The organism is Pseudodesulfovibrio aespoeensis Aspo-2 (genome assembly GCF_000176915.2).
GTDB lineage: Bacteria > Desulfobacterota > Desulfovibrionia > Desulfovibrionales > Desulfovibrionaceae > Pseudodesulfovibrio > Pseudodesulfovibrio aespoeensis.
The window spans coordinates 3,475,486-3,500,244 of the sequence record NC_014844.1; the positions used below are offsets into that span (position 1 = coordinate 3,475,486).

The 24,759-nt window shown below is 57.2% G+C and carries 20 protein-coding genes, 2 tRNA genes and 1 pseudogene; 10 read left to right on the forward strand and 13 right to left on the reverse strand.

The window, feature by feature from the left end; translation table 11 throughout:
- Positions 1 to 183: 183 nt before the first annotated feature.
- Entirely contained in the window at positions 184 to 1,449 is a 1,266-nt protein-coding gene (locus DAES_RS16105; protein WP_013516104.1) for a phenylacetate--CoA ligase family protein, read from the reverse strand.
- A 192-nt stretch (positions 1,450 to 1,641) separates the two neighbouring features.
- Between DAES_RS16105 and DAES_RS16110 the strand changes: the two genes are divergently transcribed.
- A tRNA-Lys gene (locus DAES_RS16110) sits at positions 1,642 to 1,717 on the forward strand.
- Between the two features lie 7 nt (positions 1,718 to 1,724).
- Positions 1,725 to 1,800, forward strand: a tRNA-Glu gene (locus DAES_RS16115).
- Between the two features lie 980 nt (positions 1,801 to 2,780).
- Here the strand turns inward: DAES_RS16115 and DAES_RS16120 are convergent.
- Both DAES_RS16120 and DAES_RS17720 read right to left on the reverse strand, forming a co-directional pair.
- Entirely contained in the window at positions 2,781 to 3,791 is a 1,011-nt protein-coding gene (locus tag DAES_RS16120) for a tyrosine-type recombinase/integrase (protein WP_013516106.1), read from the reverse strand.
- Positions 3,792 to 4,074: 283 nt separating this feature from the next.
- Entirely contained in the window at positions 4,075 to 4,839 is a 765-nt protein-coding gene (locus DAES_RS17720; RefSeq protein WP_013516107.1) for a hypothetical protein, read from the reverse strand.
- Between the two features lie 172 nt (positions 4,840 to 5,011).
- On the opposite strand from DAES_RS17720, the gene DAES_RS17725 reads away from it, so the two are divergent.
- A complete protein-coding gene (locus tag DAES_RS17725) occupies positions 5,012 to 6,109 on the forward strand; it encodes a hypothetical protein (protein ID WP_013516108.1) in 1,098 nt (365 codons plus the stop codon).
- 63 nt (positions 6,110 to 6,172) lie between these two features.
- Here the strand turns inward: DAES_RS17725 and DAES_RS16130 are convergent.
- Positions 6,173 to 7,248, reverse strand: a pseudogene (locus DAES_RS16130) (IS3 family transposase); the annotation flags it as partial.
- 50 nt (positions 7,249 to 7,298) lie between these two features.
- Positions 7,299 to 7,688 carry a type I restriction-modification system subunit M N-terminal domain-containing protein gene (locus DAES_RS16140; protein ID WP_013516110.1) on the reverse strand — a complete coding sequence of 130 codons (390 nt, stop codon included), beginning with the start codon at positions 7,686 to 7,688 and terminating at the stop codon, positions 7,299 to 7,301.
- 36 nt (positions 7,689 to 7,724) lie between these two features.
- Here DAES_RS16140 and DAES_RS16145 point away from each other — a divergent pair, with 36 nt between their 5' ends.
- Entirely contained in the window at positions 7,725 to 8,129 is a 405-nt protein-coding gene (locus DAES_RS16145) for a hypothetical protein (RefSeq protein ID WP_157864885.1), read from the forward strand.
- Between the two features lie 28 nt (positions 8,130 to 8,157).
- Here DAES_RS16145 and DAES_RS18120 read toward each other — a convergent pair whose 3' ends face one another.
- A complete protein-coding gene (locus DAES_RS18120) occupies positions 8,158 to 8,820 on the reverse strand; it encodes a DUF6946 family protein (RefSeq protein ID WP_083808681.1) in 663 nt (220 codons plus the stop codon).
- A gap of 24 nt (positions 8,821 to 8,844) precedes the next feature.
- A complete protein-coding gene (locus DAES_RS16150; RefSeq protein ID WP_013515367.1) occupies positions 8,845 to 9,504 on the reverse strand; it encodes an IS1595-like element ISDae1 family transposase in 660 nt (219 codons plus the stop codon).
- Between the two features lie 834 nt (positions 9,505 to 10,338).
- Between DAES_RS16150 and DAES_RS16160 the strand changes: the two genes are divergently transcribed.
- The 3 genes from DAES_RS16160 to DAES_RS16170 are packed head-to-tail and all read left to right on the forward strand — an operon-like array spanning position 10,339 to position 13,899.
- Entirely contained in the window at positions 10,339 to 13,113 is a 2,775-nt protein-coding gene (locus DAES_RS16160) for a PAS domain S-box protein (RefSeq protein ID WP_013516111.1), read from the forward strand.
- Between the two features lie 14 nt (positions 13,114 to 13,127).
- Positions 13,128 to 13,472 (forward strand): STAS domain-containing protein, encoded by a 345-nt coding sequence (locus DAES_RS16165; protein WP_013516112.1) that lies wholly within the window; start codon positions 13,128 to 13,130, stop codon positions 13,470 to 13,472.
- A gap of 1 nt (position 13,473) precedes the next feature.
- Complete coding sequence (locus tag DAES_RS16170; protein ID WP_013516113.1) at positions 13,474 to 13,899, forward strand: ATP-binding protein; 426 nt, start codon at positions 13,474 to 13,476, stop codon at positions 13,897 to 13,899.
- A gap of 3 nt (positions 13,900 to 13,902) precedes the next feature.
- Here the strand turns inward: DAES_RS16170 and DAES_RS16175 are convergent, their stop codons facing one another.
- The 6 genes from DAES_RS16175 to DAES_RS16200 are packed head-to-tail and all read right to left on the reverse strand — an operon-like array spanning position 13,903 to position 21,851.
- Complete coding sequence (locus tag DAES_RS16175) at positions 13,903 to 14,703, reverse strand: PilZ domain-containing protein (RefSeq protein ID WP_013516114.1); 801 nt, start codon at positions 14,701 to 14,703, stop codon at positions 13,903 to 13,905.
- Positions 14,700 to 15,743 carry a glycoside hydrolase family 26 protein gene (locus DAES_RS16180; protein WP_013516115.1) on the reverse strand — a complete coding sequence of 348 codons (1,044 nt, stop codon included), beginning with the start codon at positions 15,741 to 15,743 and terminating at the stop codon, positions 14,700 to 14,702. The genes DAES_RS16175 and DAES_RS16180 overlap by 4 nt, the downstream gene beginning before the upstream one ends.
- On the reverse strand, positions 15,740 to 17,392 hold the full coding sequence (locus DAES_RS16185; RefSeq protein ID WP_013516116.1) for a glycosyltransferase family 2 protein: 1,653 nt from the start codon (positions 17,390 to 17,392) through the stop codon (positions 15,740 to 15,742). The genes DAES_RS16180 and DAES_RS16185 overlap by 4 nt, the downstream gene beginning before the upstream one ends.
- Positions 17,382 to 20,501, reverse strand: a complete 3,120-nt coding sequence (locus DAES_RS16190) for a tetratricopeptide repeat protein (protein WP_013516117.1) — start codon at positions 20,499 to 20,501, stop codon at positions 17,382 to 17,384. The genes DAES_RS16185 and DAES_RS16190 overlap by 11 nt, the downstream gene beginning before the upstream one ends.
- A complete protein-coding gene (locus DAES_RS16195) occupies positions 20,467 to 21,087 on the reverse strand; it encodes a tetratricopeptide repeat protein (RefSeq protein ID WP_013516118.1) in 621 nt (206 codons plus the stop codon). Before DAES_RS16195 ends, DAES_RS16190 begins: the two co-directional genes overlap by 35 nt.
- The gene (locus tag DAES_RS16200) at positions 21,084 to 21,851 is read right to left on the reverse strand and encodes a tetratricopeptide repeat protein (RefSeq protein ID WP_041271482.1); all 768 of its coding nucleotides are present in this window, start codon (positions 21,849 to 21,851) and stop codon (positions 21,084 to 21,086) included. Before DAES_RS16200 ends, DAES_RS16195 begins: the two co-directional genes overlap by 4 nt.
- Before the next feature lie 596 nt (positions 21,852 to 22,447).
- Here DAES_RS16200 and DAES_RS16205 point away from each other — a divergent pair.
- Genes DAES_RS16205 through DAES_RS16215 form a run of 3 tightly spaced genes read left to right on the forward strand, consistent with a single transcriptional unit; the run spans position 22,448 to position 24,758 of the window.
- Positions 22,448 to 23,161: an ABC transporter ATP-binding protein gene (locus DAES_RS16205; protein ID WP_236608428.1), complete on the forward strand. Its 714-nt coding sequence runs from the start codon at positions 22,448 to 22,450 to the stop codon at positions 23,159 to 23,161.
- Complete coding sequence (locus DAES_RS16210) at positions 23,152 to 23,922, forward strand: ABC transporter permease (protein WP_013516121.1); 771 nt, start codon at positions 23,152 to 23,154, stop codon at positions 23,920 to 23,922. The genes DAES_RS16205 and DAES_RS16210 overlap by 10 nt, the downstream gene beginning before the upstream one ends.
- A gap of 11 nt (positions 23,923 to 23,933) precedes the next feature.
- Positions 23,934 to 24,758 (forward strand): ABC transporter permease, encoded by an 825-nt coding sequence (locus DAES_RS16215; RefSeq protein ID WP_157864886.1) that lies wholly within the window; start codon positions 23,934 to 23,936, stop codon positions 24,756 to 24,758.
- The last annotated feature ends 1 nt before the right edge of the window (position 24,759 follow it).

Here is a 24,759-nt window from a genome sequence, read left to right on the forward strand (position 1 = left end):
TTTAGACAGCGTGAACCAAATGGCGCAATAATGATTTTGTACCGAACGAATGGTACTTGGTGCCAGAGAGCACGAATAGGAAAAGGCTATACACAGATTCCCTTGACGGTGGGCCACATAGGAAAAAACCCGGCCCGCACAGATGCGCGGGCCGGGTGAAGGTGTGGTGAAAACGCCGGGCGGCTAGTCCCAGGTGCGGTTGTCCTCAATGGGCCTGATCTGCGGGGGCAGGGTGCCGGGGGCCAGCACCTTGAGGATGGGCCGCAGCTTGATCTTCTCGCGGAAGAGATGGAGCATCTCGTCCTCCTGGTTGAACTGGCCCGCCTCAATGGACAAAACCATCTCGTCAATGCCGCCGGGATTGGTGACCTCGATCTGCCACCGCTTGACCTCCTCGAACCGGGCCATGACCTGCTCCACCTGATGGGGGTAGACGAACATGCCCTTGATGCGGGCGGTGGTGTCCACCCGGCCCACGATGTTGCCCAGGCGCGGGCTGGTGCGGCCGCAGGCGCAGGGCGCGCGGTCGAGATAGCCCAGGTCGCCGGTGGCCAGCCTGATGAGCGGATAGGTCTTGTTGAAGGCCGTGACCACGATCTCGCCCACCTCGCCGTCCTTGAGCGGGATGCCGGTATCAGGATGGCAGATCTCGACATAGGCGCGGTTGGAGAGGTGCAGCCCGTTCTTGTGGAAGCATTCGTAGCCGATGCAGCCCACATCCGCCGTGCCGTAGCCCTGGCGCATGATGCAGTCGAACTTCTTCTCCAGGGTGGAGCGCATCTTTTCCGAGAATTTTTCGCCTGTGACAAAGGCCACTTCCATGAACAGGTCCTTGCGCAGGGAGAGCCCCATCTCCTCGGCCTTCTGGGCCAGGTGCATCAGGTAGCTCGGGGTGCCCACATAGCCTGTCACCCGCAGCTTCTGCATGATCTCGATCTGCGAGTTGGTGTTGCCGGGGCCAGCCGGGATCACCGCGCAGGAGAGGTTGCGCAGCGGCTCCTCGAACATCAGGCCCGCCGGGGCCAGATGGTAGTTGAAGGTGATCTGGGTCAGGTCGCCGGAGCGGAAGCCAGCGGCGTAGAACCCTTCGGTCCAGCCCCAGTAGTCCTCGCTGCGGTCCTCGGGGTCAAATATGGGGCCAGGAGAGAGGAAGACGCGCTGCAACTCGCCCAAGTCCTTGGTCAAGAGCCCGCCCAGACGCGGCCCCATGGATTGCAGGAAGATCAGTTCCTTCTTCTTGATGATGGGAATATGCTTGAGATCGGCCAGGGAGCGAAACTTCTCCACATTGAACTGGGAGCGGTCAAAGCGTTTTTTCACATCCTCCGAATAGCGGTAGGCATAGCTCAGGAGCTCCTTGAGCTGGAGCTGGCAATACTGCCTGCGTTCGGACTCGTCGAGAACCTCGCGGCGGGAGTAGATCCCTTCTGTGCGGTCTTTTCTGGTCATATGTCTGCTCCTGTGTGGGCTTTAGTCAATTTCGACGGGAGCGGGACTATACCACCTCAAAACATTTTTGCAAGAAAAAAATGCAATGTTCTGTTATACCATCAGGTTACAGATGGCTTGCCGCCCCGCCCGCGACTGCGTTTTCCCCTTGACACCCGAAATGCAAATAGATAGACATACCTTCCTTGGCGCGGGTCGTTAACTCAGTTGGTAGAGTATCTGCCTTTTAAGCAGAGAGTCACTGGTTCGAGCCCAGTACGACCCACCAATCATGCGTCCTCATCGTCTAGTGGCCTAGGACTCCGGCCTCTCACGCCGGCAACAGGGGTTCAAACCCCCTTGGGGACGCCAAGTAAATACAACGGGTTACAGTGAAAGCTGTAACCCGTTTTTTGGGTTGTGTGTAAAATTTCGTGTAAATTGATGTTGAAAAGCCCGGAAGGTTGGTGTCGTTGGAGCTTTTTAACTAGATCTCAGGGGCTGCAAAATGCTACGTATGGCTTGTATCCACTCACCAGAGTTAGGGGTTGTGTGCGCACATGGAACGAAACCGCAGTGTCATATTGGTCTGCCTCATATTGGTAGTCTTAATCTCTAATGCCAACGCACAAGAAGAAAAGAAAAGATCTCGTTATTGCCAAATTGCCAGTTACGTTTTTTTGGGAGTGATGGAAAATTTGGAAAAGGCAGACCCTAATTATCGTGTAGGGGAAGTCATCTGTCGAGCAGGCGGTGGATCAATCTGTACCTCCTATACGTCAATTGGTGAGGGCATCTGCCGTGCTGGTGGCGGGTCTCTTTGCACCTCATACACCTCAGTCGGCGAAGGAATATGCCGAGCCGGAGAAGGGGCGTTGTGCACTTCATATACGTCAATTGGTGAGGGCATCTGCCGTGCTGGTGGCGGGTCTCTTTGCACCTCATACACCTCAGTCGGCGAAGGAATATGCCGAGCCGGAGAAGGGGCGTTGTGCACCTCGTACACGTCGGTAGGCGAAGGGATTTGCCGGGCGGGTGGAGGGTCTATATGCACGCCATACACCACTCTCGGCGAAGGAATATGCCAAGCTCTTGGAGGGACTATGTGCACTTCGGTTACAGCGAGCGAGGGTATATGCCGAGCCGCTGGAATTGCCGGATGCAGTGGTCTGGAAATCGCAGAGGCATTGTGCGTGGCGGGGGGTGGATCTAATTGCTCAGGGGTTTCTTTTCTATCGATACTTGCATTCTCAATTGAACTCTGTGGGCCTGACATTTTGTACAAAGTCAAAGTCGAATAGGCTCGATTATCACAATCAAACCAAAAGCCCCCAAGGCGTCAACATTCCTGGCTAGCTTTCAGGTTGGCCGAACACGTCTTCCAAGACGTTTTTAGTGATGCCCAGCCGGTGGATATACCGGGTTGTGGTCATCGAGTTCGTGTGCCGCAGGATATCTCGAATATTGGGGATATCTACTCCCTTCTGAGCCATTTTGGAGGCCAGCAGGTGCCGTATTCCATGGAAGGTGAAGTGTTTCACCCCAGCCCGCTTGCACAGGATTTTCATTAAATGCTGTCGCCACTTGTATGGCGTACCATCTGAGCGACAGAACACATGCTCGCTAATCCGTTGTTCATAATGCTTTTGCAATGCATCGTGAAGTCGACTGGTAAGCCAAAGCCAGTCAAACTCAAGCGAGCCGTTAGCTCTTTTTCTGGTCCAAAGGCGTATCATGCCTGTGTCCAGGTTTATGTCGTCCCAAGTCAGCCTCAGTAACTCACTACGCCTTGCGCCGGTATGCAGGAGTGTCAAGAGGAACACTTGGTCCTTTGGCCGAGCCACTTCATACACTTTCCAAAAGTCCGATTCTGGCGGCATGTAGCGGGCTTGCTGATCTGACGGGAATCTGTCCACCGCAACGAATGGGTTGTCCCGAGGCATGCCAAGATACTTCGTACCCCAGGTCCATGCGGCGGCGAGGTTCTTACGGTCCTTGTTAGCGGCGTTGCCGCTCACATCTTGAGCGCGTAGCGTCAGAATCTTTAAGCAAGCTGTCACGGTCAAATCGGTCACAGGGGTAGTGTTCGGTATAGCTTCGAAGAGCCGGTTGAACGCTGGGACCTTTTCCTCCAAATATGTCTTGGGTGTATGTCGCTGCTTCGAGTATTCTAGGTATTCCACGCTCCATTCAAGTAGTGAGACGGAGACCAAGTTCGGCTGCACGGCGCTCCAGCTCCCTTCGGTCTGTTGGGCTTCCCACCGTTTTGCTTCGGACTTGCTCTTGAACATCTTGTTTTTGCGCTTGCCGTTGATCATTTTGGTTGCCCGGTACTTGCCGGACGTCTTGTCGAAGTATGGCATCCTGACTCCTTACTCGCTGCAATATTTCATTTTCAAAGAACAACAGCTTCCCTCCTCGGCAAGCCTGGAAGCCGCCGAGTTTGTGCTTGTAGCGATAGACGAAGCCAGTCGAAACCTTCAGAAGTTTCGACACTTCGCGGGCGCTAAGCACCTTTAGAGAAGCATCAATTTGCATGGATCACTCGCCAACCTGTTGGTGTCATGGGATTACGACACCAACATATTTAGGCCGGGAGTGATGAGAAACTGAGGAAAGGGCCTTTCCTCACTGAAATGGATGTAGTTAAGTGTTGCGAACTGGTTTTTCCCAGTCGTGAGTAAAGCCCTTCAAGTAGCTTTTCACCCTTTCCAGGAACTCTGCCGTTTCATCGGCCACACTGGTATTCTCGCACAAAAAGTCATGTTGGAACGTATATAGCCCGTTGGAAACCAAATAATGTATATCTCGCTTGTTTCGTCCCTGCCGAGAATATTCATATTGTTCTATAAAGTTGTGGTAGCAGACAGATTTTGAGAAGAAGTTCCTGATTCTCTCGCTCTGTGTTCCTTCATGGCGACTATTGTCAGGATTAGTATATGAGTAAGCAGCGCAAAGATGAAGTACAGGGTTATAATTTTTCATACATTTATCATAAGTCCTTGTAGAAAATGACTGTTGCTTTCCTTTTTTTGAATTCTCTCTACCTTTAAACCCTTCTTTCAACAAGTAGAATGCCTTGTTCAAACTAGGGTCATTTGCTTCTATTAAAGTCATTGCATTCAAAAATCGAATAATCTCACCAGTTCTTCTTGCATATGTTTTTCTAGACAAAATTTCATCATTGATCGAGTTCCTAGCGATAAGAATTTTTCTATAGCGAGCAGCAAGCTCACAGTTGCTTGCTTTGCCGAAATGCTTGTTTGTTCTATCAGGGTTGCCAAACGCATATTTAAGCATCCTGAAATGAAATATATTTTTCTGCATTTCAGCATCGTATGGTGCAAGCATGTAGCTAAACGCCAAATACCACTTGAACAAAAGCCTTTTCTCATTAACAGGAATAACCATGGCGCACCTCTTTGTGTTAAAATCTGAGCAGTTAAGACAAAAAGCATTATCTTCGCTAGGGAAACGCCACTGCCTCTGTGCACAAAGTCCGACAAGTGGGCGAAGCTAAAGCCATATGGTCAGCGGAAGTGGTTCGCTGACAATTCTTCAATCCAGTTAGGAGGATACTATTATGGCTAAGAAAAAATCTCAAACCAAAATGGTCAACACGATCATGAGCCAAGCAGAACTTGTTCTCGACCCACACGGGGCTACCTATGTCTGCTGGGGCGAAGGCCACGAAAAGCAAGTGCAGCCTCTGGAGGCAAAGGAAGTCACGCACTTCATCAGCCGGTTCTATGTTGATGGGAAAAAGAAATTCCCTAGTGATCACATTATCGCCGGTGTAAAGAAGGAGCTTGCCTTCTACGCCACAGAACGAGGTCAATTTCGGAACATTGCCACACGAGTAGGTCACCACGATGGGGCGGTCTACTTTGACTTAGGCAAGCCGGGAGTCATGAGGATTTCAAAGGACAGAATCAAACTCGTCGAAGAGTCAGACATTCTCTTCATTAAACCCTCTAACGCACTCTCTCTGCCAAAGCCTGATCCGACGGCAAAAAACGACGATGTAAAGAAACTCGCTAGGTTTTTAAATTTCAGCACCGAGGACAGAACCTTGATCCTTGCTTGGTTAATGTCATTATTCATGCACCAAGGAACCCTCCCCTTGCTGTCAGTGTCCGGGAAACAGGGGTCGGCGAAAAGCACAGCTCTAAAAACACTCAAGCAAACGGTAGACCCCTGCGAAGCTCCTTTAATTGGATTGCCAAGAACTGAGGAGGCTCTATTCATAGTGAGCACTTCATACAAATTGATGGCCATAGATAATGTTTCAAAAATCAGCGGTGGAATGTCTGATGCCATGTGCCAACTTGCCAGCAGCGGAAGCCACACTGGCAGAAAGCTGTATACGAACTCAGAGCTAGTCGTGATTAAAGGAAGAGCCCTGATAGGAATCAACGGGATTGGTGTTGAAATTACTCGACCAGACCTTCTAAGCAGAACAATCCTGGTTGATGCCCTTCCATTAGATGGGAGGCATGTCACGGAGAGTCAACTCAATAGATTGTTCACTAAAAACCACCCAGCCATACTCGGATCGATAATCAAGGGAGTACAGACTGCACTGAAAAGGCATGATTCAATTACATCTAACAGCACACACAGGATGGCAGACCTGATCAACTGGAGCATTTGTAAAGTCCCCTTTCATAGGGCCAGTTAACGGTAGAGACTCCCGACAGTTTTCGGGGGGGTTGCCCAGAGGGCAGGGGGTACCCCCTGCCCTCTGGGCAGCAAAATTTATCGGCGACATATTCCCCAGGGATTCATGAGGACGTCCCTCGTTGTACTCACGGATAAAGTCCTCCGTAATGGCCCGAACTTCGCTCAGGCTGTTGAACACGTACAAATCAAGCACTTCTTCTCTGTAGGTCCGGTTGAACCGCTCGATGTATGAGTTCTGGGTGGGCTTGCCAGGCTGAATGAACTCCAGATTCACGCCATGCGATTCTGCCCAGGCCGCCATGACAGTCCCCGAGAACTCCGGACCATTGTCCATTCGCAACCTTTCGGGATAGCAGCCACGCTCTTCGGCGACCCGATCCAGCACCCTTACCACTCTTCCTGCTGGCATATTGGTATCGATTTCCACGGCCAAGGCCTCACGGTTGTAATCATCTACAGCGTTGAAAGTCCTGAAGACGCGACCGCTGTAAAGGGTGTCCCGCATGAAATCGATCGACCAGCAATGGTTTGGCGCAAGCGGCTGGGCCACTGCCGTCCGAGAGGCTTGCGGAAGCCGCTTCTTGGCCTTGCGCTTCAGGTTCATTTTCAAGAGGCAGTAAACCCTCCAAACCTTCTTGTGGTTCCAGGGCTTGCCCTGCTGTCGAAGGACGTTGAAAAGTTTACTGAAGCCCCATGTAGGCTTTTTCTCGGCCAGTTCAGTCAAGGCTGCGATGACATCGCTATCGTCCCGCGGGTGCGGCTTGTAGGCGTAGTAGCTCCTACTGATGCCCATGGCCGCGCAGGCCTTGCGCGAGCTCAGCTCAAACGCGTTGACCATGTGCGTGACAACTTCCTTGCGTTGAACTGGCCTCAGAGTTTTTTTTCGATTACATCCTTGAGCGCCATGTTTTCCAGGCTGAGGTCGGCGAACATCTGCTTGAGCTTACGGTTCTCCGCTTCGAGATCCTTCATCCGTTGGATATCGGATGCCTCCATGCCGCCATACTTTGACTTCCACTTGTAGTACGTGGCGCTGCTCACGCCGTGCTCGCGGCAGACATCGACGACAGTCCGTCCGCCTTCCACTGCCTTCAGGATCTTGACGATCTGGTACTCACTGAACTTCGATTTACGCATACAAAACTCCTGTCCCATTTTGGGCCAGAAGTCTCTACTTGGCAATGGACCTAGTTTACGGGGACTTTACACAGGACCACGTGCTTGTAGTCCGAGGGTTCCATGTTGCCCCGGAGCTTGTCTGCCGTCTTGAACAACTCAGCCTCGATGCCCAAGGCCGCCTCGTCGTTCTTTTTGACTGCGTTGGCCCCGTTTTTCTTCGGGGCGGTGCCCTTGGGAGCCTCCTTGGCTTTGGCCTCTTGTTCCCGCCCGGTCATGAACACGGAGCCGCCCCGTCCACGGCCTTTCTGGATGGCCCCTTCCTCCAACAGCGCATCGCGCACAACGTCGTATTCATCCGCCGACCAGTCCAGAGCTTCCCGCAGCGTGATATTCCCGGCCTTGCCGCCGAGGCCGCTCAAGGCCGTCAGAAACTGGTTGCGTTGTTCGTCCTTCGTCACTGTCACTTCCCGTGAAATGGGTTTGGAAACAAAAGCATGGCATCGCCTGCCAACAAACCAGTTAGTAACGCATGGTCGATGCAAAATCTAGAAGAAGAGCAGGCAATGGGAGATTGCCATTACACCTCTACGACACCGCAAGCGGCAAATGGCGGCTCTCCCCCTTACGACATCGTGCCCCAACCCCGGCGCGACGGCGACGACGCCAGCCGCCTGACTCTGGGCATCGGCAAACAGGGCCGGGTCGCCACGCTCGACAACGCGTTGTCACGATGGGCTGATTTCGATCTCGATTTGCCCAAGGCCCGGGAAAGCGCCCAGAGCATGACCGCATTGGTTCGCGAGAACTGGCGGGAGCAGAACGAGCGGGCGGGTGTGCCAGAGGTGAAAAATCGGTTGATTGAGGAAGCGTATCGGGGTGCTGTTTCGGCGGAGAAATAGACCCATCCCTCGTGGTTTGACCAGAATGTTAGCAGCTTTGTGAAACACCCTTTGCCCAACCGCAATAGAGTCTCACGCTGGGGCCTTCCAACAATTCATGAAGGCGCCCAATTTGGGCTTTTTGCCCATACAAACTCAAGAAATTTGAATAGTCATCAAACCAGTCATCATTTTCTGAGAAGGAATGAACAAGCATAATGGCACTCGTCGCATGGAATTGCTCAGCCACGATCAGCGAAGAGGCTGTCCGATGGAAAAGTTGGTATCGAAGGTCTGGAAAAAGCTCACCTTCCAGCTGTAACTTCTTCTGCAAGTAAGCTAAACGCTTCTTCTTACCTTCAGAATCATTGTTTCTCCAATCTCCGAGAGTAGGACCGAATGACTCTGAAGCCTTCCCTTCCACCATAATAACGACAAGCTCTTCATCATTCCCTGCTAGAACGAAAAGATCATTCTGAGAGGGTCTGCTCCCACCAGGCAAAGGAACTTGGTATTCAGGAACTGCGAAAAGAATTTTGAGGCTGTCAAAGGCAGGCTTAGTGTTAAGGAGTGCTTGTACTTCTTCGGGAAAACCTTCAGCAGTTTCCCAGCTATACGCAAGTTCCTTGGCAGAGTACCCCGCCTTCCATTGTTTGATTGGATCGGCAAGGAACCGCCTCCAATCCTCTGGGCCTGTCGTGGGGGTGCATATTCTTTTTGGGGCTGTCCTAGCTAACTAGGATTTTCCCCGCTGATTAATCCACTTTTTCAGTTGCTTGAGTAACATTTTATGGTCACCACAATTGAACCGCCACTCACACTCTTTAAGGAACAGGAAAAAACTGTCCCTGGGGATGCCGTTGAACCGGCGGAGGTGGCGCTTGGCTTGGTTCCAAAAGTTCTCAATCCCATTGATGTGGTTTTGCCTGTCCACGAACCTTTCAGAGTGATTGATCCGCACATGGTGGAAGTCCGAGACATCCAGCGCATCATAGCTTCTGAAAGCGTCAGTGTACACGATACTGTCCGGCAAGATCATGCGCTCCATGATGGGGAGAAGTGTCGTGCTCCGGGCGTTTGGGATCATGACCGTATAAACCCGCCCTCCACGCTTCAACAAGCCGAAAACAGGGACTTTCCCTGCAGCACCTCGACCGCGCTTGCCTTTCCTGACTCCTCCGAAATAGCTCTCATCAACTTCAATCTCACCGTCGAATGGCGATGCCTTTTCCATCTCATCGGCAATGATTTTCCTCAGCCGAGTGAAAAACGTGGCCGCCGTGTTCTTGTTGACGTCCACCAGTTGAGCGGCAGCACGTGCCGTTGTGCCGGCAATGAAGTGCTCAATGAGCCTGGCCCGCTTCTGTGGGCTGAGCCTGCTTTTCCTTTCGTACATGATGCCATCCTAAGCCTAAGCGGAGTGCTTAGCTAGGACAGCCCCGAAAAGAAACACCATCGAGTTGCTCCGGCTTCTTTGAGAAAAAACTCCGCATTACGTCGTCCTTGTTGCCTTTGTTCGTTACACGTCAACGTTGTTTTCCGTTTTTTAGACTCTTCTTGTTGAAAAGGTCTAGGGATTCGTGCAAAAATTTGGCAAGGCTCACCCATCATCGCTCAATGTGTCAATCGCTGAAAAACTTCTGGCAAATACGTCACCAACAACCAAAATCCTCCGTGGCTCGTCCGTGGCTCCATGCGTATCAAACGTGCTTTTCGTGGCGTTGGTGGCGTTTGCAAACGGCTGAAATCACGTAGGTAAGCGGCCTTCCGTGGTTTTCAGTATACCCTCTCACGCCGGCAACAGGGGTTCAAACCCCCTTGGGGACGCCAAGTAAATACAACGGGTTACAGCGAAAGCTGTAACCCGTTTTTCGTTTGCATGCCGATTTACGCTTCGTGAGGCGTGAAAAGTGAAGTGCTTCACCCCGGCCTTTTCGCACAGAATCTTCATGAGGTGCTGCCGCCACTTGTAGGGCGACCAGATATCGCGACAGAACACCAACTTGGGAATCCGCTTCCTGGAGCGTTCCCCAAGCTCACGCCGGAGGCGCTTGGTCAGGTTGTTGGCCTTCCTTTTTGGCTGGTTGGGGGAATGACATGCAGCCACGCGCAACAAGTCCAGCAAGGGGGCGTTGCAGTTCGGTCATTTTCGACTTGCACAACTCAAAAAAACTTACATATAGAATAGTAAAGTGGTATCTCTGTCGACTGAGGAGTTTGAACAACTTTGATGAAAATGACGGTTCTCTCCTGCGCCCGAAAAACACTGACACTGGCTTTGCCGGTGGTGGTTGTCTTTGCGCTGGTGCTTGGGATAACCGGACGCGCTCTTTACGACTATGGAGAGCGGCTTCTGGGGGAACCTCAAGCGAGGCAGATCGAGGTGGAGGCGGCGCTCATGGCCTCCCGCCTGGAAGAGGCCGCCTCGGACATGCGTTTCCTGGCGCACAGCCATGCCATGGCTGCCTGGCTGAACAATCCGACTCCAGCGCAATTGGAATTGCTCGGAAACGACTTTCTTCACATGGTCCGGGACAAGGAGCTGCTGCTTCAGGTCCGGCTTCTCGGGATCAACGGCGATGAGTTGATCCGGGCAGAGGTGGACCCTGCAGAGCGTGCTTTTTTGCGGCCTGTCCAGGGCCTGCAGAACAAGGCCGGACGACCTTACTTTGGTTTGGCTTTGGAGTTGCCCCGTGGCGCGCTCCTTGTGTCCCGGTTCGACCTGAATGTGGAAAACGGTCTCGTTGAGCGACCTTTGCGCCCCACGGTGCGTCTGTCCATGCCTCTTTTTAATGACGAGAGCACCCGTCGTGGTGTGCTGGTATTCAATCTGCGCGGGGCAACCATCCTTGACTGGCTGAATGAATTGCCCAACCAGGAAGGCTGGCAATTCTGGGTGACCAATGGTCAGGGATATTGGCTTAAAGGACCTTCTCCTGATCAGGAATGGGGATTCATGCTGCCCGAAAGAGCCTCGGCAAACATGGGCAACGCCTACCCGGATGCCTGGGAATCTATCGGCGGGAACGAATCGGGACGCATAGCCACCAAGGATGGACTCTTTCTTTTCACCAGCATCGCTCCCTCGCGGGCAATCCTTGCGACGCGTTCTCTGCGCCGGGATTCCGCCGTATTGACTGGTATGGAATCCGGGGACACCCGATGGGTTCTCGTTGCACACCTGCCGCCAGGCGAACTGGCGAGACACTCCGCTTCGCTGGGGAGTCCCCTTTTCGTCTCCTTCGGCATCGGAAGCATCATCATCGTCCTGTTTTCGCTGCTCCTGGTCCGGGTCCATGAGCGCTTGGTAAGCGCCAGAAACCACGAAGAAAGCCAGTCCAGGGAGCTTTTGGAAAGCGTCATGAAAATGGGGGAGTTGGTCAAGGCCAACAGGCGCGTCATCTCCCAGCTTCACGAGGCCAATGCAAAACTCGAAAGTGTGTTGAACGCCGCGACCCAGGTGGCGATCATTGCAACCGATCCCCACGGGACCATAACCATGTTCAACCCCGGGGCGGAGAATCTGCTGGGCTATGCGGCCAAGGATTTGATCGGGCTGCATACGCCAGAGGCCTTTCATCTGCCCGAGGAAGTGAAGGAGCGTGGCCGAGAGTTGACCGAGGCGCTAGGCCGTGGGGTGGCAGGGTTTGAGGTGTTCGTGGAATCAGCCCGGCAGGGCGGGTTTGAAAGCCGTGAGTGGACCTTTGTGCGCAAAGACGGCTCAACGCTCGACATGGAGCTGGCGGTGACCCCGATCCGCAACGGATTGACCACGACCGGGTATCTCGGCATCGCGGTGGATGTGACCCAACGCAACAGGGCGCTGAGGGAACTCGAATACAATCGGGCAAGACTTGACGGCATCGTGAACGCTGCCGTGGACGGCATCTTCACCATGGACATCAGGGGGGTCATCACCACGGTCAACAAGGCCGGGGCCGCGCTTTTCGGCTATGCGCCGGAAGAGCTCGTGGGCAGCAAGGTGAATGTGCTCATGGACGAGCCGCATCGAACGGAACACGACAGATATCTCGAAAAATATCTGGCAACCGGCGAGTCAAGGATCATCAACATGAGCGGGCGCGAGGTTCCGGGCCGCCGCCGCAACAACAGCGTCTTTCCGCTGGAACTCGCTGTCAGCGAGGTGCAGACCGAGTCGCAGCATTTCTTCACCGGCATCATGCGCGACGTCACCGAACGCAAGAAGGCCGAGCAGGCCTTGATACAGGCCAACAAGGCTCTGACGGAGAAGCAGCGCGCACTGGACGAGGACATGGCCGCCGCAGCCCAGATACAACTCAGCCTGCTCCCGCAGAAAGCCCCTACCGCGCGCGGGTTCGCCATGGACTGGCTCTTTCTGCCCAGCGATCATGTGGGCGGGGATGTTTTCAACATCCTGCCCCTGCCCGGCGGGCGGATCGGACTCTATCTCATCGATGTGAGCGGACATGGCCCGGCAGCGGCCATGGTCACGGTTTCCGTTTCCCAGATCATGCAGCCGGGGTCCGAGTTTGTGCAGGACGAACACGGCCCTCTTGAGCCGGACGAGGTCTTGCGCAGGGTGGACCGCGCCATTCCATTGGACCGCTTCGACCACTTCTGCACCATGTTCTACATGATTTTCGACCCTGCGGCGCGCACCATTGTCTCCTCTGGCGCAGGTCATCCTCCGCCAATCCTGGCCCGGCACGGACATCCGGCTGTTCAACTGTCGGCGGGCGGAACGGTTATTGGCCTGGGCGAGCCGGTCCCCTTTGTCTCGCAACGCATCGAGGTCAGAAAGGATGACGTGCTCCTGCTGTATACCGATGGATGCACCGAGCACGCCAACTCCACCGGACAACACTTCGGCGAAACCCGACTGGAAAACGTGCTGATGGCCTCCATCCATCTGGAACCGGACGCCATTCTGGAAGAACTGCGGCGGGAGTTAAACCGTTTCGGCGAAGGAACACATCCTGAAGACGACATCTCCCTGATTTGCATCAAGTTCAACGACGACTGAACAAGGAGAGACGCATGGAAGAACGCATGGTGGGGAAGACGATGATTCTGCGGCCCGTGGAAGAGAGACTGGACGCCGCCAATTCGGGCCTGCTCAAGAGCCGCTTTGTGGACCTTGTCAACGACGGCCACCGCTCCTTTGTCATTGATCTTTCGGCTGTGGATTTCATGGATTCAACGGGCCTGGCCGCACTCATGAGCGGCCTCAAGACACTGGGCGGCGATGGAGAGATCCTTTTGGCGTCCCTTTCCGTCAAGGTGCGCAAACTCTTTGCATTGACCCGGCTCGATCAGGGAGTGTTCCGCATCTTCGCGTCCACGGAAGAAGCGCTGGCCGCTCTCGGTGGAAAAGGGAGCTGACATGCACTCGATTTCTCTCTCTATTCCGAGCCGGGCCGAGGCGGTGCGCTGGGCGTGTCTGGCCATACGCGGTCTTTTGCAGGGGGTGCAGTTGAATGACGATGAAAAGTATCATGTGGAGCTGGCCGTGAGCGAGGCGGCCACCAACTCCATGCGTCACGCCTATGACGGGGATCCGGATCAAGAAATCGGGCTTCAAGTCAGCATTGATCCAGAAAGGTTGATTGTGGAGGTGTCCGACACTGGGCGGTCTCTTGATCCTTGCCTGCTTAAGTGCGCCTGCCTGCCGCCCGAGGCGGGCGTTCGGGAGGACACCGGGGGGCGGGGCCTGTATCTCATCCGCGAGGTCATGGACGATGTCCGGGCCGAGCGTGTCGACGGGCGCAACGTGCTGCGCATGACAAAAAATCACAAGGGGCTGAAATAAGCCCTACAGCGTGCCTATGTAGAGCATGACCATGGTGTTGTAGTTGGAGAAGAGCCTGCCTTCCAAATCCTTTATGGCGCGCAGATACAAAGCGGCAGTATCGTCGCCCAGCGCCGTGCGGAACAGGTCCAGGTACAACTCCGGCTCCATGGCCCGGCGGAGTTCCTCAAGATCAAGGGTTTCGAATCCGGCCTTGGGCCGATCAAGGCATGCCTGCTGGAGCGATTCGAGATAACGCATGTTTTCCCGCACACGCTGGTCGATGTCGCCGAGGACTGTCTCTCGAAAGGCATGGTATTCTTCTGGCGTGTACTCGCCCAGACGCGAGAAGTACGCCGAGAGGTGACGCAGGTAGATGAGGACGCCGCGCTTGAGCAGCACGGAGTCCTTGACCACGCGCAGCAGGATGTTCTCCAGGGTTCTCATCCCGCCAAGGTCAATGGCGATTTCACGACTATCTATTTCAAAGAACACGCCGTATTTGTCCGGCGCACCACGCGTCAGCTGGAGGCCGATTCTCTGCTCTTCGTCATCAGCGTGCCACTGCTCACGGACCACCGAGCCAATGGTCAGGGTGGTTCCGTCCATGGAAAAAGGGACATGCAGGTTGATCTCGTTGTCCATATGCAGCCGCTCGCGGCTGGCCAGCCAACGGGGTATGGAAATGCCCACTCCGCCCTGACTCACATCCATAAGCATATATTGGAATGGCTGAAAATCGTTTGTGCGCTGCCCAATGAAGGGGAGCACCACCGAGGCGATGTCGAGCCGCTTGAACCGCCGGAAATCGGACGGCTGGGTCATGGCCGCTCCTTCCCGACAGGCAGGGCAAGCGCATCAGAGCGGGGTGCAACCATCCCGGCCAGGGGGCGCAACTTGGCCGGAGTGATGCCGCTCTCCAGCCGCCAGTCGTGCTCCTTGTCTGCATTGAACCAGCACAGTCCGGCCAACCCCCAGCGGCGGGACGCATGCACGGCGTCTTTGATCCAGGTGGTCTTGTCGCCGCCCTGGGCAACGCTGGCGGTCTCGAAGACCACCACCGGCTTGTGCGGGGCCAGGGCGCGCAGTTCCTCGTGCAGCGGGGAGAATATCTCGGCAAAGGAGGTGAATCGGCTGTCCCAGCCATGCTCCTGCACGGTAAAGGTCGTGCCCCAGTTGTAACCGTCCATGCCCAGCACGTCCACGGCATCGTCGCCCGGATAGTAGGCGCTGGCTGTGTTCCAGTCCGCGCCGTCGCGCACGGGGTGCGGCAGGGATTCGGCATTGGGACAAAACGCGAAGAGCACGTTGTCCGCCCCATGAAGACGAAATCGGTCGCGTATGTGGCGGAACATGGCGCGGTATCGGCCAGGGCTTTCCGGCCCGTATTCGCTCCTGCCGCCACCCCAGTGGTAGCGGCTCAGGTTCATCTCATGGGCAAAACGCAGGATGATGCGCCCGCCGCTCTTCCGCGCCGACACGGCAAAGGCGTCGATGTAGTCATTCCAATGGCCGTCAAGAATCTCGCTGGCGGCAACAGCGGTTTCCTTTCCGGCTTCAACCGTCATGGGTTCCCAGGTGATGACCGGTACAGCTCCGGCGTCCCGGATCGCCCGGATTCCTTCATCGGGGAACTCAGGCTGTCTGTCGCCGGGCCAATGCACGAAGAAGACGACCAGGGTAATGGGCCAGCCGAGAGTCTTGTACGCATTGTCTATGGCTTCGGGTGAAGGCTCGCCATGCAGAGCCAGGCCAAACCCCGGAGGAGGGGGCGCATCACAGCCTGCGAGCGCGACAAGGGCCGCCAGCAGGGCTGCCACGGTCCGGATGCGGGCTCGGGTATGGAGCCGGAGAATCAGGGTCATGGCTGTTTCTCCTCCGGGTAGTTAAACCAGAAAATCGAGGAGAGGATCAGGAAGTGGTAGAAACACCAGGCGGCATTGGTGAGCAGGGCCAAGGGCGTTTCACCCTCGTACCAGAACCGCAGGCCGCCCCACCATGTGGCGGAGAAGCAGGCCACGGCCAGAACAACCTGTATCCAGAGGGCGTGCAGAGGCAGCGAAACCGCACCAGCCTTGGGCGTGATGCCAAACGTGCCGCGAAAGCCGAGTATGCCAAGCAGGGACGCCTTCATGTACACGGGAAAACACAAAGCCTGAAGCAGGATGCCCTGGGCCAACTCCCTGAACGAGTAGCGTCGCTGGCTCATGGAAAACAGGAACAGCGACAGGGTGAGCAGGATGTAGGGCACGAAGAAAAGAAAGTATATCTCTGGCTTGGCAAAGTAGCTGGGCACACTGAAGAAAAGGAACAACACCGGGCAGAGCATCATGACGAAGAGCACCCAGCCCACGAAATAGTGCGTGCCCGAGAGGAAATACTCCCACCACTTGGCCGCACTCATGCGCCGTGGGTTGCGGAAGAACGCCCCCACGATGGTGCGAAACAACCCCACCGTGCCGAGCGCCCAGCGGAATTGTTGTTTGAAGTATCCGCCCAGGTCCTCAGGCCCCATGCCAAAGGCACAGACCTTGTTGAGATAGGCTGAGGACCATCCCTGCTCGTGGAACTTGAGGGAGGTGGCAAAATCCTCGGTGACGCTGGATTCCTCGAATCCGCCCACGTCCCACAGCGCCTGCCGGTTGAAGATGACGTTGGTGCCGCAGCAGAACATGGCGTCCTGCAGGCTCTTGCCCTCACAGATATACTCATAGAATACGGCTTGCTGGAGTCCGGCGGCGCGGGCCACCCGGTTGAACTCGAAGTTGGTGTAGTATTGCGGGGTCTGGATGAAGGCCAGGGCAGGGTTGTCCTCCATGAAGGCCACCAGCGGTTCCACGAAATCGGGCAGCGGATTCATGTCTGCGTCGAATACGATAATGTACTTCTCATCCTGCGCCGAGGGCTCGTCCTCAAAGCTGGTCAGCGTGAACCCTTCCGGCGGGTCGCCATGCAGGTAGTGAAGGAAATCGTTGATCATTCCGGCCTTGGCTCCGCGCCAGGGGCGGCGGAACAGGTTGACGCCGATGCGCTCGCACAGCGCGTCGACCCGGACGCGATAGTCGGCCAGATCCGGACCGGGTTTGTCGTAGCGGGTGTCGTCCAGGAAATAGATGTGTTTGTTTGGGTAGTTCAGATTGTAGAAACAGGTCAGGGTATCCTCGATCACCGCAAGCGGCTCGTGGTAGGACGCGACGATGATGGCGACCGGCGGATAGCTGCGCAGGGGCGGGACGCGGTCCATTGAGATGCGCCGTCCCTGCTTGGGGCTGTGCAGCACATGGAATATGTTCAGGAAATAGCCGAAGGCGTGGAGCATGGTGAAGGTTTCGGCCATGAGCAGGGCCAGGGCCAGCCCCTTTTCGGTCCAGTGGTAGTCGGCGATGATGAAGAGGGATGTCCGCACCATGAGATACAGGAAGATGCAGATCATGGCCGCCCCCAGCAGCAGGGAGAAGGAGGTGGTGGCCATCACCCCTTTTGGTCTTGCGCCCGGTGCCGCCTTAGAATCCATAGCGAACTCCGGTCCAGAATCCGTTGGCATCCCATTCCGGCGAGCGGTGCATCAGGCCACGCGCCTCGATGCCCCAGTGGTCGGTAATATCCAACACCCACTCCGCTTCCAGCTGGATGGAATTGTTGGCGTCCGAGCCCGTTGCGCCCGTGAGTCTGACATCCACGAAATGTTGCTTCGCCCCGCAGAAAAAATCCTCGGCGAGATCCGCGTACCACTCAAGTGTGGCCGAGCCCGCCAGATACCCCTGCGGCGTCCAGTAGGGGTGGATGATGTCGGTCACCGTCCCGGCAGTGTCGATCTCCTGGCTGCGGAGCCGCGTGTGACGATAGTCTCCGCGCAGGATGACCTTGAACATCCTGGGGTGATCGGTCAGCGCGTATCCCAGTGAGAGATGGGCCGCCTCGCCTGAGTTGTTGTCGCTGTACTCGATGTGTCGGGCGCTGGCCTCCACATCCAATCGTCGTCCGACAGGGACGCGCGCATCGACAAGAAAGTGGTCCGACTGCGTCCCCTTGAGCAGGGCGAAACGGTTCGCCACCTCGTCCACACGCTCATAGCCGAAGCCCAGCCGGGCCGCGTCGTGCAGGTTCAGCTCCAACCGTGTGCGGTATTGATCGGTATCCTTGGGGTCGGCGGTGCCAAAGCGCTTGGCCGTCCATGCCGCCTGACCGCTGAACCATTCGTTGAAAACCCCGGAAAAGCCGAGTGTCCCGCCCAAGGCGTGATACTGCGTGCTTGGGCCTTGCGGCATCTCCTGCCAGCGGTGGGCGGTCGCGTCGACGCGCAATCCGCACTGCACCGGCAGGGAGACCTGCAGGTCGTTGCGCAGCCGGACCATGTTGGCGAGGTTGCCGCGTCCTTTTTCTTCCCAGAGGTTCACCCCGGCCCGGAGCCAGGGAGCGCTGCGCCGCTTGTTTCTTTCAAGTGCCTGCCCGGCCAATGAGTGCTGGGGGTCGATCTCCAGAAGCCGCTCATAGGTGGCGGCCTCTTCTTCGCACAATCCCAGGGCACACTGGGTCTGGGCAAGATCGAACCACGCCTCCTGATTGTCGGGCCGCAGATCGGTCAAAGCGGTCAGATCGTTCATGGCCGGGGCAAACCGCCGGTTGAACGCCGCCATCTTGGCCCGTCGCTCCAGAGCCGTCGCATGCTGGATGCGGTACAGGGGCAGAAGTTCCGCAAACGCCATGGGATGCGTCCGGGCGACCTCGGTTTCGGACAGATCGGCATAGGCCTGGAAAATGGTGCCCCCATGGGCGCTTCGACGCGCAATGGCCGCGGCTCCCGCAAGCTGGGCGTCGCCCCGGTTCGCGTCGAGTTCTTCTTCAAGCCGTTCCGCCAGCAGTTCGTCCACCGGCGGTTCGAGCATGCGGTCAAAAATTTCCGCGGCGTGTTGGCCGCGCTTGTCCCAGAAGGCGGCCCGCGCCATCTCCCGCAGCGGCACAGGGTCGGCGGGGTCGGCGGCGTGCAGGGCCTCGAAAGCAGCAATGGCCTCGTCGTAGCGCTTGGCCCAGGCCAGCACCCTGGCACGGGTGAGCAAAACCTTGGAGCTGTCGGGGAAATCGGTTGCCAACCCGTCGAGCCGGTTAAGGGATTCATCAAAGCGTCGGGCATAGGCCAGATTTTCAGCCAGCGCCATATGCGCGGGGAAAAACTGGGGATCATGCCCGAGCGCGGCTTCAAGACAGGCTATGGCCTCCGCATGGTGTCCATCGCGCGAAAACAGATCGGCCCACAGGGTGAGATCGGCAGCGTCCTTTTCAGTGTGGACCAGTTCACGGCTCAAGGCCGCCGGATCGCAGTCGGGTCGGCACATGACCGCGTAATAATGGGCGGGGGGAAAATCCGGGTCCAGACCATAGGCGCGGTCAAAGACGTCTTTGGCGGCCAGCTCGTCCCCTGCCCGCTCAAGAGCCCTGCCCAGTTCCACCAGCATGGCCGGATCGTCATGGGCCAGCCGTCTCCAAATGGCGACCGCCTCGGCGTATCTTCCAAGCAAGGTCAGAGCCTGGGCGCGCAGTGCTTCCACCCTTGGGTCGCTTCCTGTCTTGGTGAGTGGGGCCAGCACAGCCAGAGCCGCCTCCCCGTTCTTTTCCTGCAACTTGACTCGGGCCAGGGCCAGCCGTGCCTGCGTGTCATCAGGGTTCTCCATCAGCTCAACGCGCAGCACCCCTTCGGCTTCCTCGTATCGCTGTGCGCTGGCCAACGTCTCGGCAAGGGCAAGGGCCACCTGCGGCTCCGGTCCCTGGGTTGCCACATGCTCCCGCCGGATGGCCACGGATTGCTGAAAGGCTCCCCAAAGCGTCATGACCTGCGCCAGCCGCAGCCGCGCCTGCCGCGTATCGTCCGCTTTCACCGCCTGCATGGCGTACTTTCGCGCCGCGCTGGCGTGGCCCAATGCAGCCTCCAGGTCGGCCAGTTCAAAAAGGAGAGTGGCGTTATCCGGGGCCGCAGCCGCCAACTGGTCAAGCACGGCGCGGGCACGTCGGGTGTCCCCCGCCTGGGCCAGGGCGCGCGAATACAGCAGGGCAATCTCCACATCCGCCGGATGCGCGGCGTGCAACTCAGCCAGCAACGGCGCGGCGCGCTCAGCCTGTCCCGACCAGGCCATGGCCTGGGCCAGCCGCAGGCTAAGGTCTGGCCGTTGCGACCCGGCATCGCGTGCGCGCTGGTAGGCTGTCGCAGCCTCGGCCATGCGCCCGGAAGCAAAGAAAGCGTCTCCAAGTCCGCCCGCAACGCGAGGGTCGTTCTGATCCAGGGTGTGGTAGAGTTTTTGCGCCTCGTCCTCGCGGCCCAGGCGCAGAAGCACCTCGGCCAGCTCCAGAGAGAGTTCCCCGTTTGCGGGAGTCATGGCGATGAGGCGGCGGTACTCGGCTTCGGCCTGGGACAGGGTGGACTCCGAGTAGGAATAGAGGCGGGCCAGCAGATGCCGGGCCTGGTGATCGGAGATGGCGTCTTTTGGAGGAACGAGGCTGCCGGCCTGCGCCCTTGACGGCGCAAGACACCAGAGTGAGGCCGCAAGCGTCACCACCAGTGACAGGAGCCGCCAGTCACCAAGCCCTTTGCCCAGGCTAATCCAGCGTGCGTTTAAGCTCTCGGATGGCATCCTCGTTCCGCCCAGCCCAGGACAGCGCCTGGGCATATTTTCGCCTGATCTGCACGTCTTCGGGATGACGTTTCAGCAGTCGTTCATATTGCCCGAAAGAATCGTCCAGCCTGCCGCTCCACGAATAGACCTCGGCCAGCTTCAGCCGGGCGTCGTCATTGTCGGGATTGTCCTTCAAGACGGTCAGGAGTTGCCGGATGGCCATATCGTATTGGCGGAGGCCAATGGCTTGATCGGCAATGAGCATTCTGTCGTCCGAGGTGATGGCCGAATCAGGGAGTGCCGTGAAAAGGCGGATGGCCTCCTCACCCTTCCCGGTCCAGGCCAGAACCCTGGCCAGACCGACACGCGCAACCTCGTTTTCCGGTTGCTGCTCCAACACTTTCCGATACTGGACCTCAGCCTCGCCGAAGCGGCCCGCGCCCGAAAGCAGGTCGCCCAGTTCAAGCCGGGCCTGCCAGTCCGGGACATCCTGGCTTGCCATGGGCCTGTCGGATGTCGGCACGGGAGTATTGACCTGGGCAAAGGTGTTGTCACAAGGGAAAAGCAAGACGAGAACGAGGGCAACGGCAAAAAATCTGATCACTGTTCCTCCCCCAGCAGCCGCCGGTATTCGCTTTCTGCCTCATCCATCCGACCGCTCCAGCTCAGAATGCGGGCCAGGGTCAGGCGGGCCGCCCGATCTTCAGGCCGGGCGCGGACCAGTTCGCGGGCCAGCGGCAGGGCGGTTTCCACCTCTCCGGCCCAGGCCAGGGTTTCAATTCTGCCCAGGGCTGCCTCGGCATTCGTCGGGTCTTCCGCAAGAAGCCTGTCGTATTCGACCAGAGCCTCGCCATAGCGCTCTTGACGGCGAAAAAGGTCGGCCAGATACATCCTCTCGCCCCGACTGCGGCCTTCAGGGTCGGTCCGCAACAGGAGGGCCAGAGCCTCGTCCTCGTACCCGTAGGCATCCATGAGGCCGGCCATTTGCCCGGCCAGCCCGGACCGGGTTGAACGTGTTTCCGAGAGGGTTTGGTCCATCAGGGAGAAAGCCTGTCGGCCCTCTCCGGTTTCCAGCAAGATTTGCGCTGCCCGAAGTACGGCATCGACGCTGCGCGCACCTTCTTTCACGGCCCGAACAATCAGCGCGTCAGACTCGGAAACGCGCCCCTCGCTCGCCAGGGTTTGTGCCCGGTGCAAAAGCACCAGCGGCCGATTGACCAAAGGGTACAAAAAAAACATGCCCGCCGCTGAAAGGACAAGGAGCGCCGCATAAATACTTTTCTGCCTGGTTTGCATATCCATGGCTTGCGTCCGCTCATCCATGTCCGGGTTGTCTGCATGCTCTTTGAGAACGGGTCTGACCACCACTCACCACTCTTCTGGTATACCGTTCATGTATTTATTTCAAGCATGTCCATTCAAAGGCTCAATGCGCCTCACCCTCTTGGCGCTGAGTACGGCTGAGCTGTGATAACAATTTGAAGGCCGAACCAGCCCGACGATGTCGAAGCGCGAATGACAAGTCACAGACCGGGTTGCCGCTTCAACGGGCGCATATGCCAAACTCCCCGTGGTTTGTCCGCGCCCCCATGCGTGTCACAGGCGTTGCCATCGATTATATTCACCTGGAATCACAGAGAGAAGATGTTTCCCGGATTATCCGGTTTCCCCATCTATGCCGGGGACTGATGCCGATCCTGGCCGCCAAATGACGGATGCCGTTCAACTCCCGAGCCTGACCCCGAACGGATCGCGCAGTCGGCACACCCATTTCAGGGGGGAAAACCTGACTGGCTTCGGGGCCACATCTTTCATCGGGTCGTATTTCATGGTATTCGTGGCGCACCTCAACAGGACATGACAATTGAAACTGCATCGCACAGGCACCCCAAGGCGCAACATTCATGTTTTCAATCCGATCCATGCAGATAGCCTTCATCAAGAATAACAGGACATCTTTTATAATGGAGGACGTCAACTTTGATGTCCCTCAGGGACATTTCCTTTCCATTGTCGGACCATCGGGATGCGGAAAGACATCCCTGCTTCGCTGCATGGCCGGATTGGATCAGCCATCCTCTGGTTCCATTCGTTTCAACAACACGCAAATCACCAGCCCGAGCCAGGGAGTGACCATGGTCTTCCAGGACTATGGCAACTCGCTCTTTCCCTGGAAAACCGTGCTGGGCAACGTGCTCTTCGGCATGAACAGGAGCACGGCAACAAAACAGCAAAAAATCGCCACCGCCATGGGCCATCTCGCATCGGTCGGCCTCGCCAGCCACAGCAGGCACCACCCGTGGGAGCTCTCAGGCGGCATGCAGCAGCGACTGGCCATAGCGCGCGCTCTGGCCTCCGGTGCCGAATGTCTGCTCATGGATGAGCCCTTTGCATCCCTCGACGCCCAGACCCGGGCCGACCTGGAAGACCTGCTGCTGCGAATATGGGCAGATGGAGAGCGAACCGTTGTCTTCGTCACCCATGACGTGGATGAGGCCATCTACCTGTCAGACAGCATCCTGGTCCTCGGCGGGAGTCCGACCACGGTCCAACGCACTGTCGAAAACACGCTGGCGCGCCCCAGGCACCAGCTGGAGACACGGGCCAACCCGCTCTTTTCCGATCTTCGCACAACCATTCACGGCCTCCTTGTGAGCGGGACCAGCCAATGCGCATGAGTCTGTCCCCGCGCTGTGGCGGCTATGCCTTTGCAGCCATGCTCATCCTTGTGTGGTGGGCCGGAACAGCATCCAACGTGCTTGCCAGAGGCCAAATCCCATCCCCCGGCGACGTCTTGCTGGCACTGACAGATGACCCACGCCTTTTCATCAACGCGATCTTCAAGACGGTACGCCAGACCATGATCGCCTTTGCCATAGGCGCAGCAGCAGGCCTCACCCTTGGGCTGTGCCACGGCGTCTTTCCCACGCTACGCAACACGACCGGCCCGTGCATCGAAGGGCTCCGCCCACTCCCTTCCATCGCGTTGATCCCCATAGCCATCGTGTTTGTCGGAATGGGCGACTCCCTCAACGTGACCATCGCCGCCTTTGCCTGCGCATGGCCGATATTCATCAACACCCATGACGGCGTAAAGGGAATCAACCCCCTGTTGTTCGATACGGCTTTCACCATCGGCATCACCCGGCGACGCCTTTTCCAGAGCGTGATTCTCCAGGCCGCCCTTCCGATGGCAATGACCGGACTTCGCATCGGGCTCGGCATCGCATTCGCCGTCGAGGTCTCAGTGGAGATGGTCATCCCGAAAACCGGCATCGGCGCGCTTGCCACCACGGCGGCGCTTTCCGGGCACAATGCGCTCCTCTACGCGACGATTGCTGCGGCAGCCATGACTGGCCTGATGCTCAATCAGGCATTCAGATGGACAGAATTCGCACTCCTGCGAAACTATGGCCCCCAGTGGAGCAAACGAACATGAGACGGGCGGACATGAGACGCATCAATTGGCATGGCATCATGTTCTGTGTCGCGATTGCAGCCGCCTGGGAACTGCTGTCCACACTGCAGATCGTGTCGCCCCGCCTGTTTCCCCCCCTGTCTTTGATTCTCTCGCACCTGATCGACCTCACCGTGTCGGGCACGCTCCCACAAGTGCTTGCGCAGACATTGCTCCGCATGCTCGCGGGACTCATCGCGGCATCGGTTGTCATGGTGCCCCTCGGCATCTGGGCCGGACGGTCGCAACGCCTCTGGCTGCTCATCTCGCCCACGGTGGAGAGCCTTCGCTCCCTGCCTCCGGCACTGGTCATCCTGCCTGCCATGCTCCTCCTTGGCATTGGGAATTCCATGAAAATCTTCGCGGTCTTCTTCGCTGCCGCCTTTCCTCTCCTGCTCAACACCATGGACGGCGTCAGAGCGATACCCTTGATGTTCATCGACACTGCCAGGACACTGCGAACCGGCAACCGCACCATGCTTTTCGAGGTCGTCGTTCCGGCAGCAGCTCCCGGCATTTTTTCGGGTTTGAAGAGCGCGGTTCCCATCGCCTTCATCGTCGCCATCCTTGCGGAGATGATCGGCGGAACAGACGGCATCGGCCATTTCCTCATGAAAAGTCAGCGCTCATTCGATATCCCCCAGATGTACGCGGCGACCTTTGCCACGGCAGTGGGAGGGGGCGTGCTCGCCGTAATCCTGAATTGCGTTGAATCAGCCTGCCTTGTCTGGTACTCAGGCTGGAAACGATTCTCTGGCAGAGACTGCCCTCCGTTTCCGGCGACCAACCACAGAAATACGACAAAAGATCGGAGCTGAA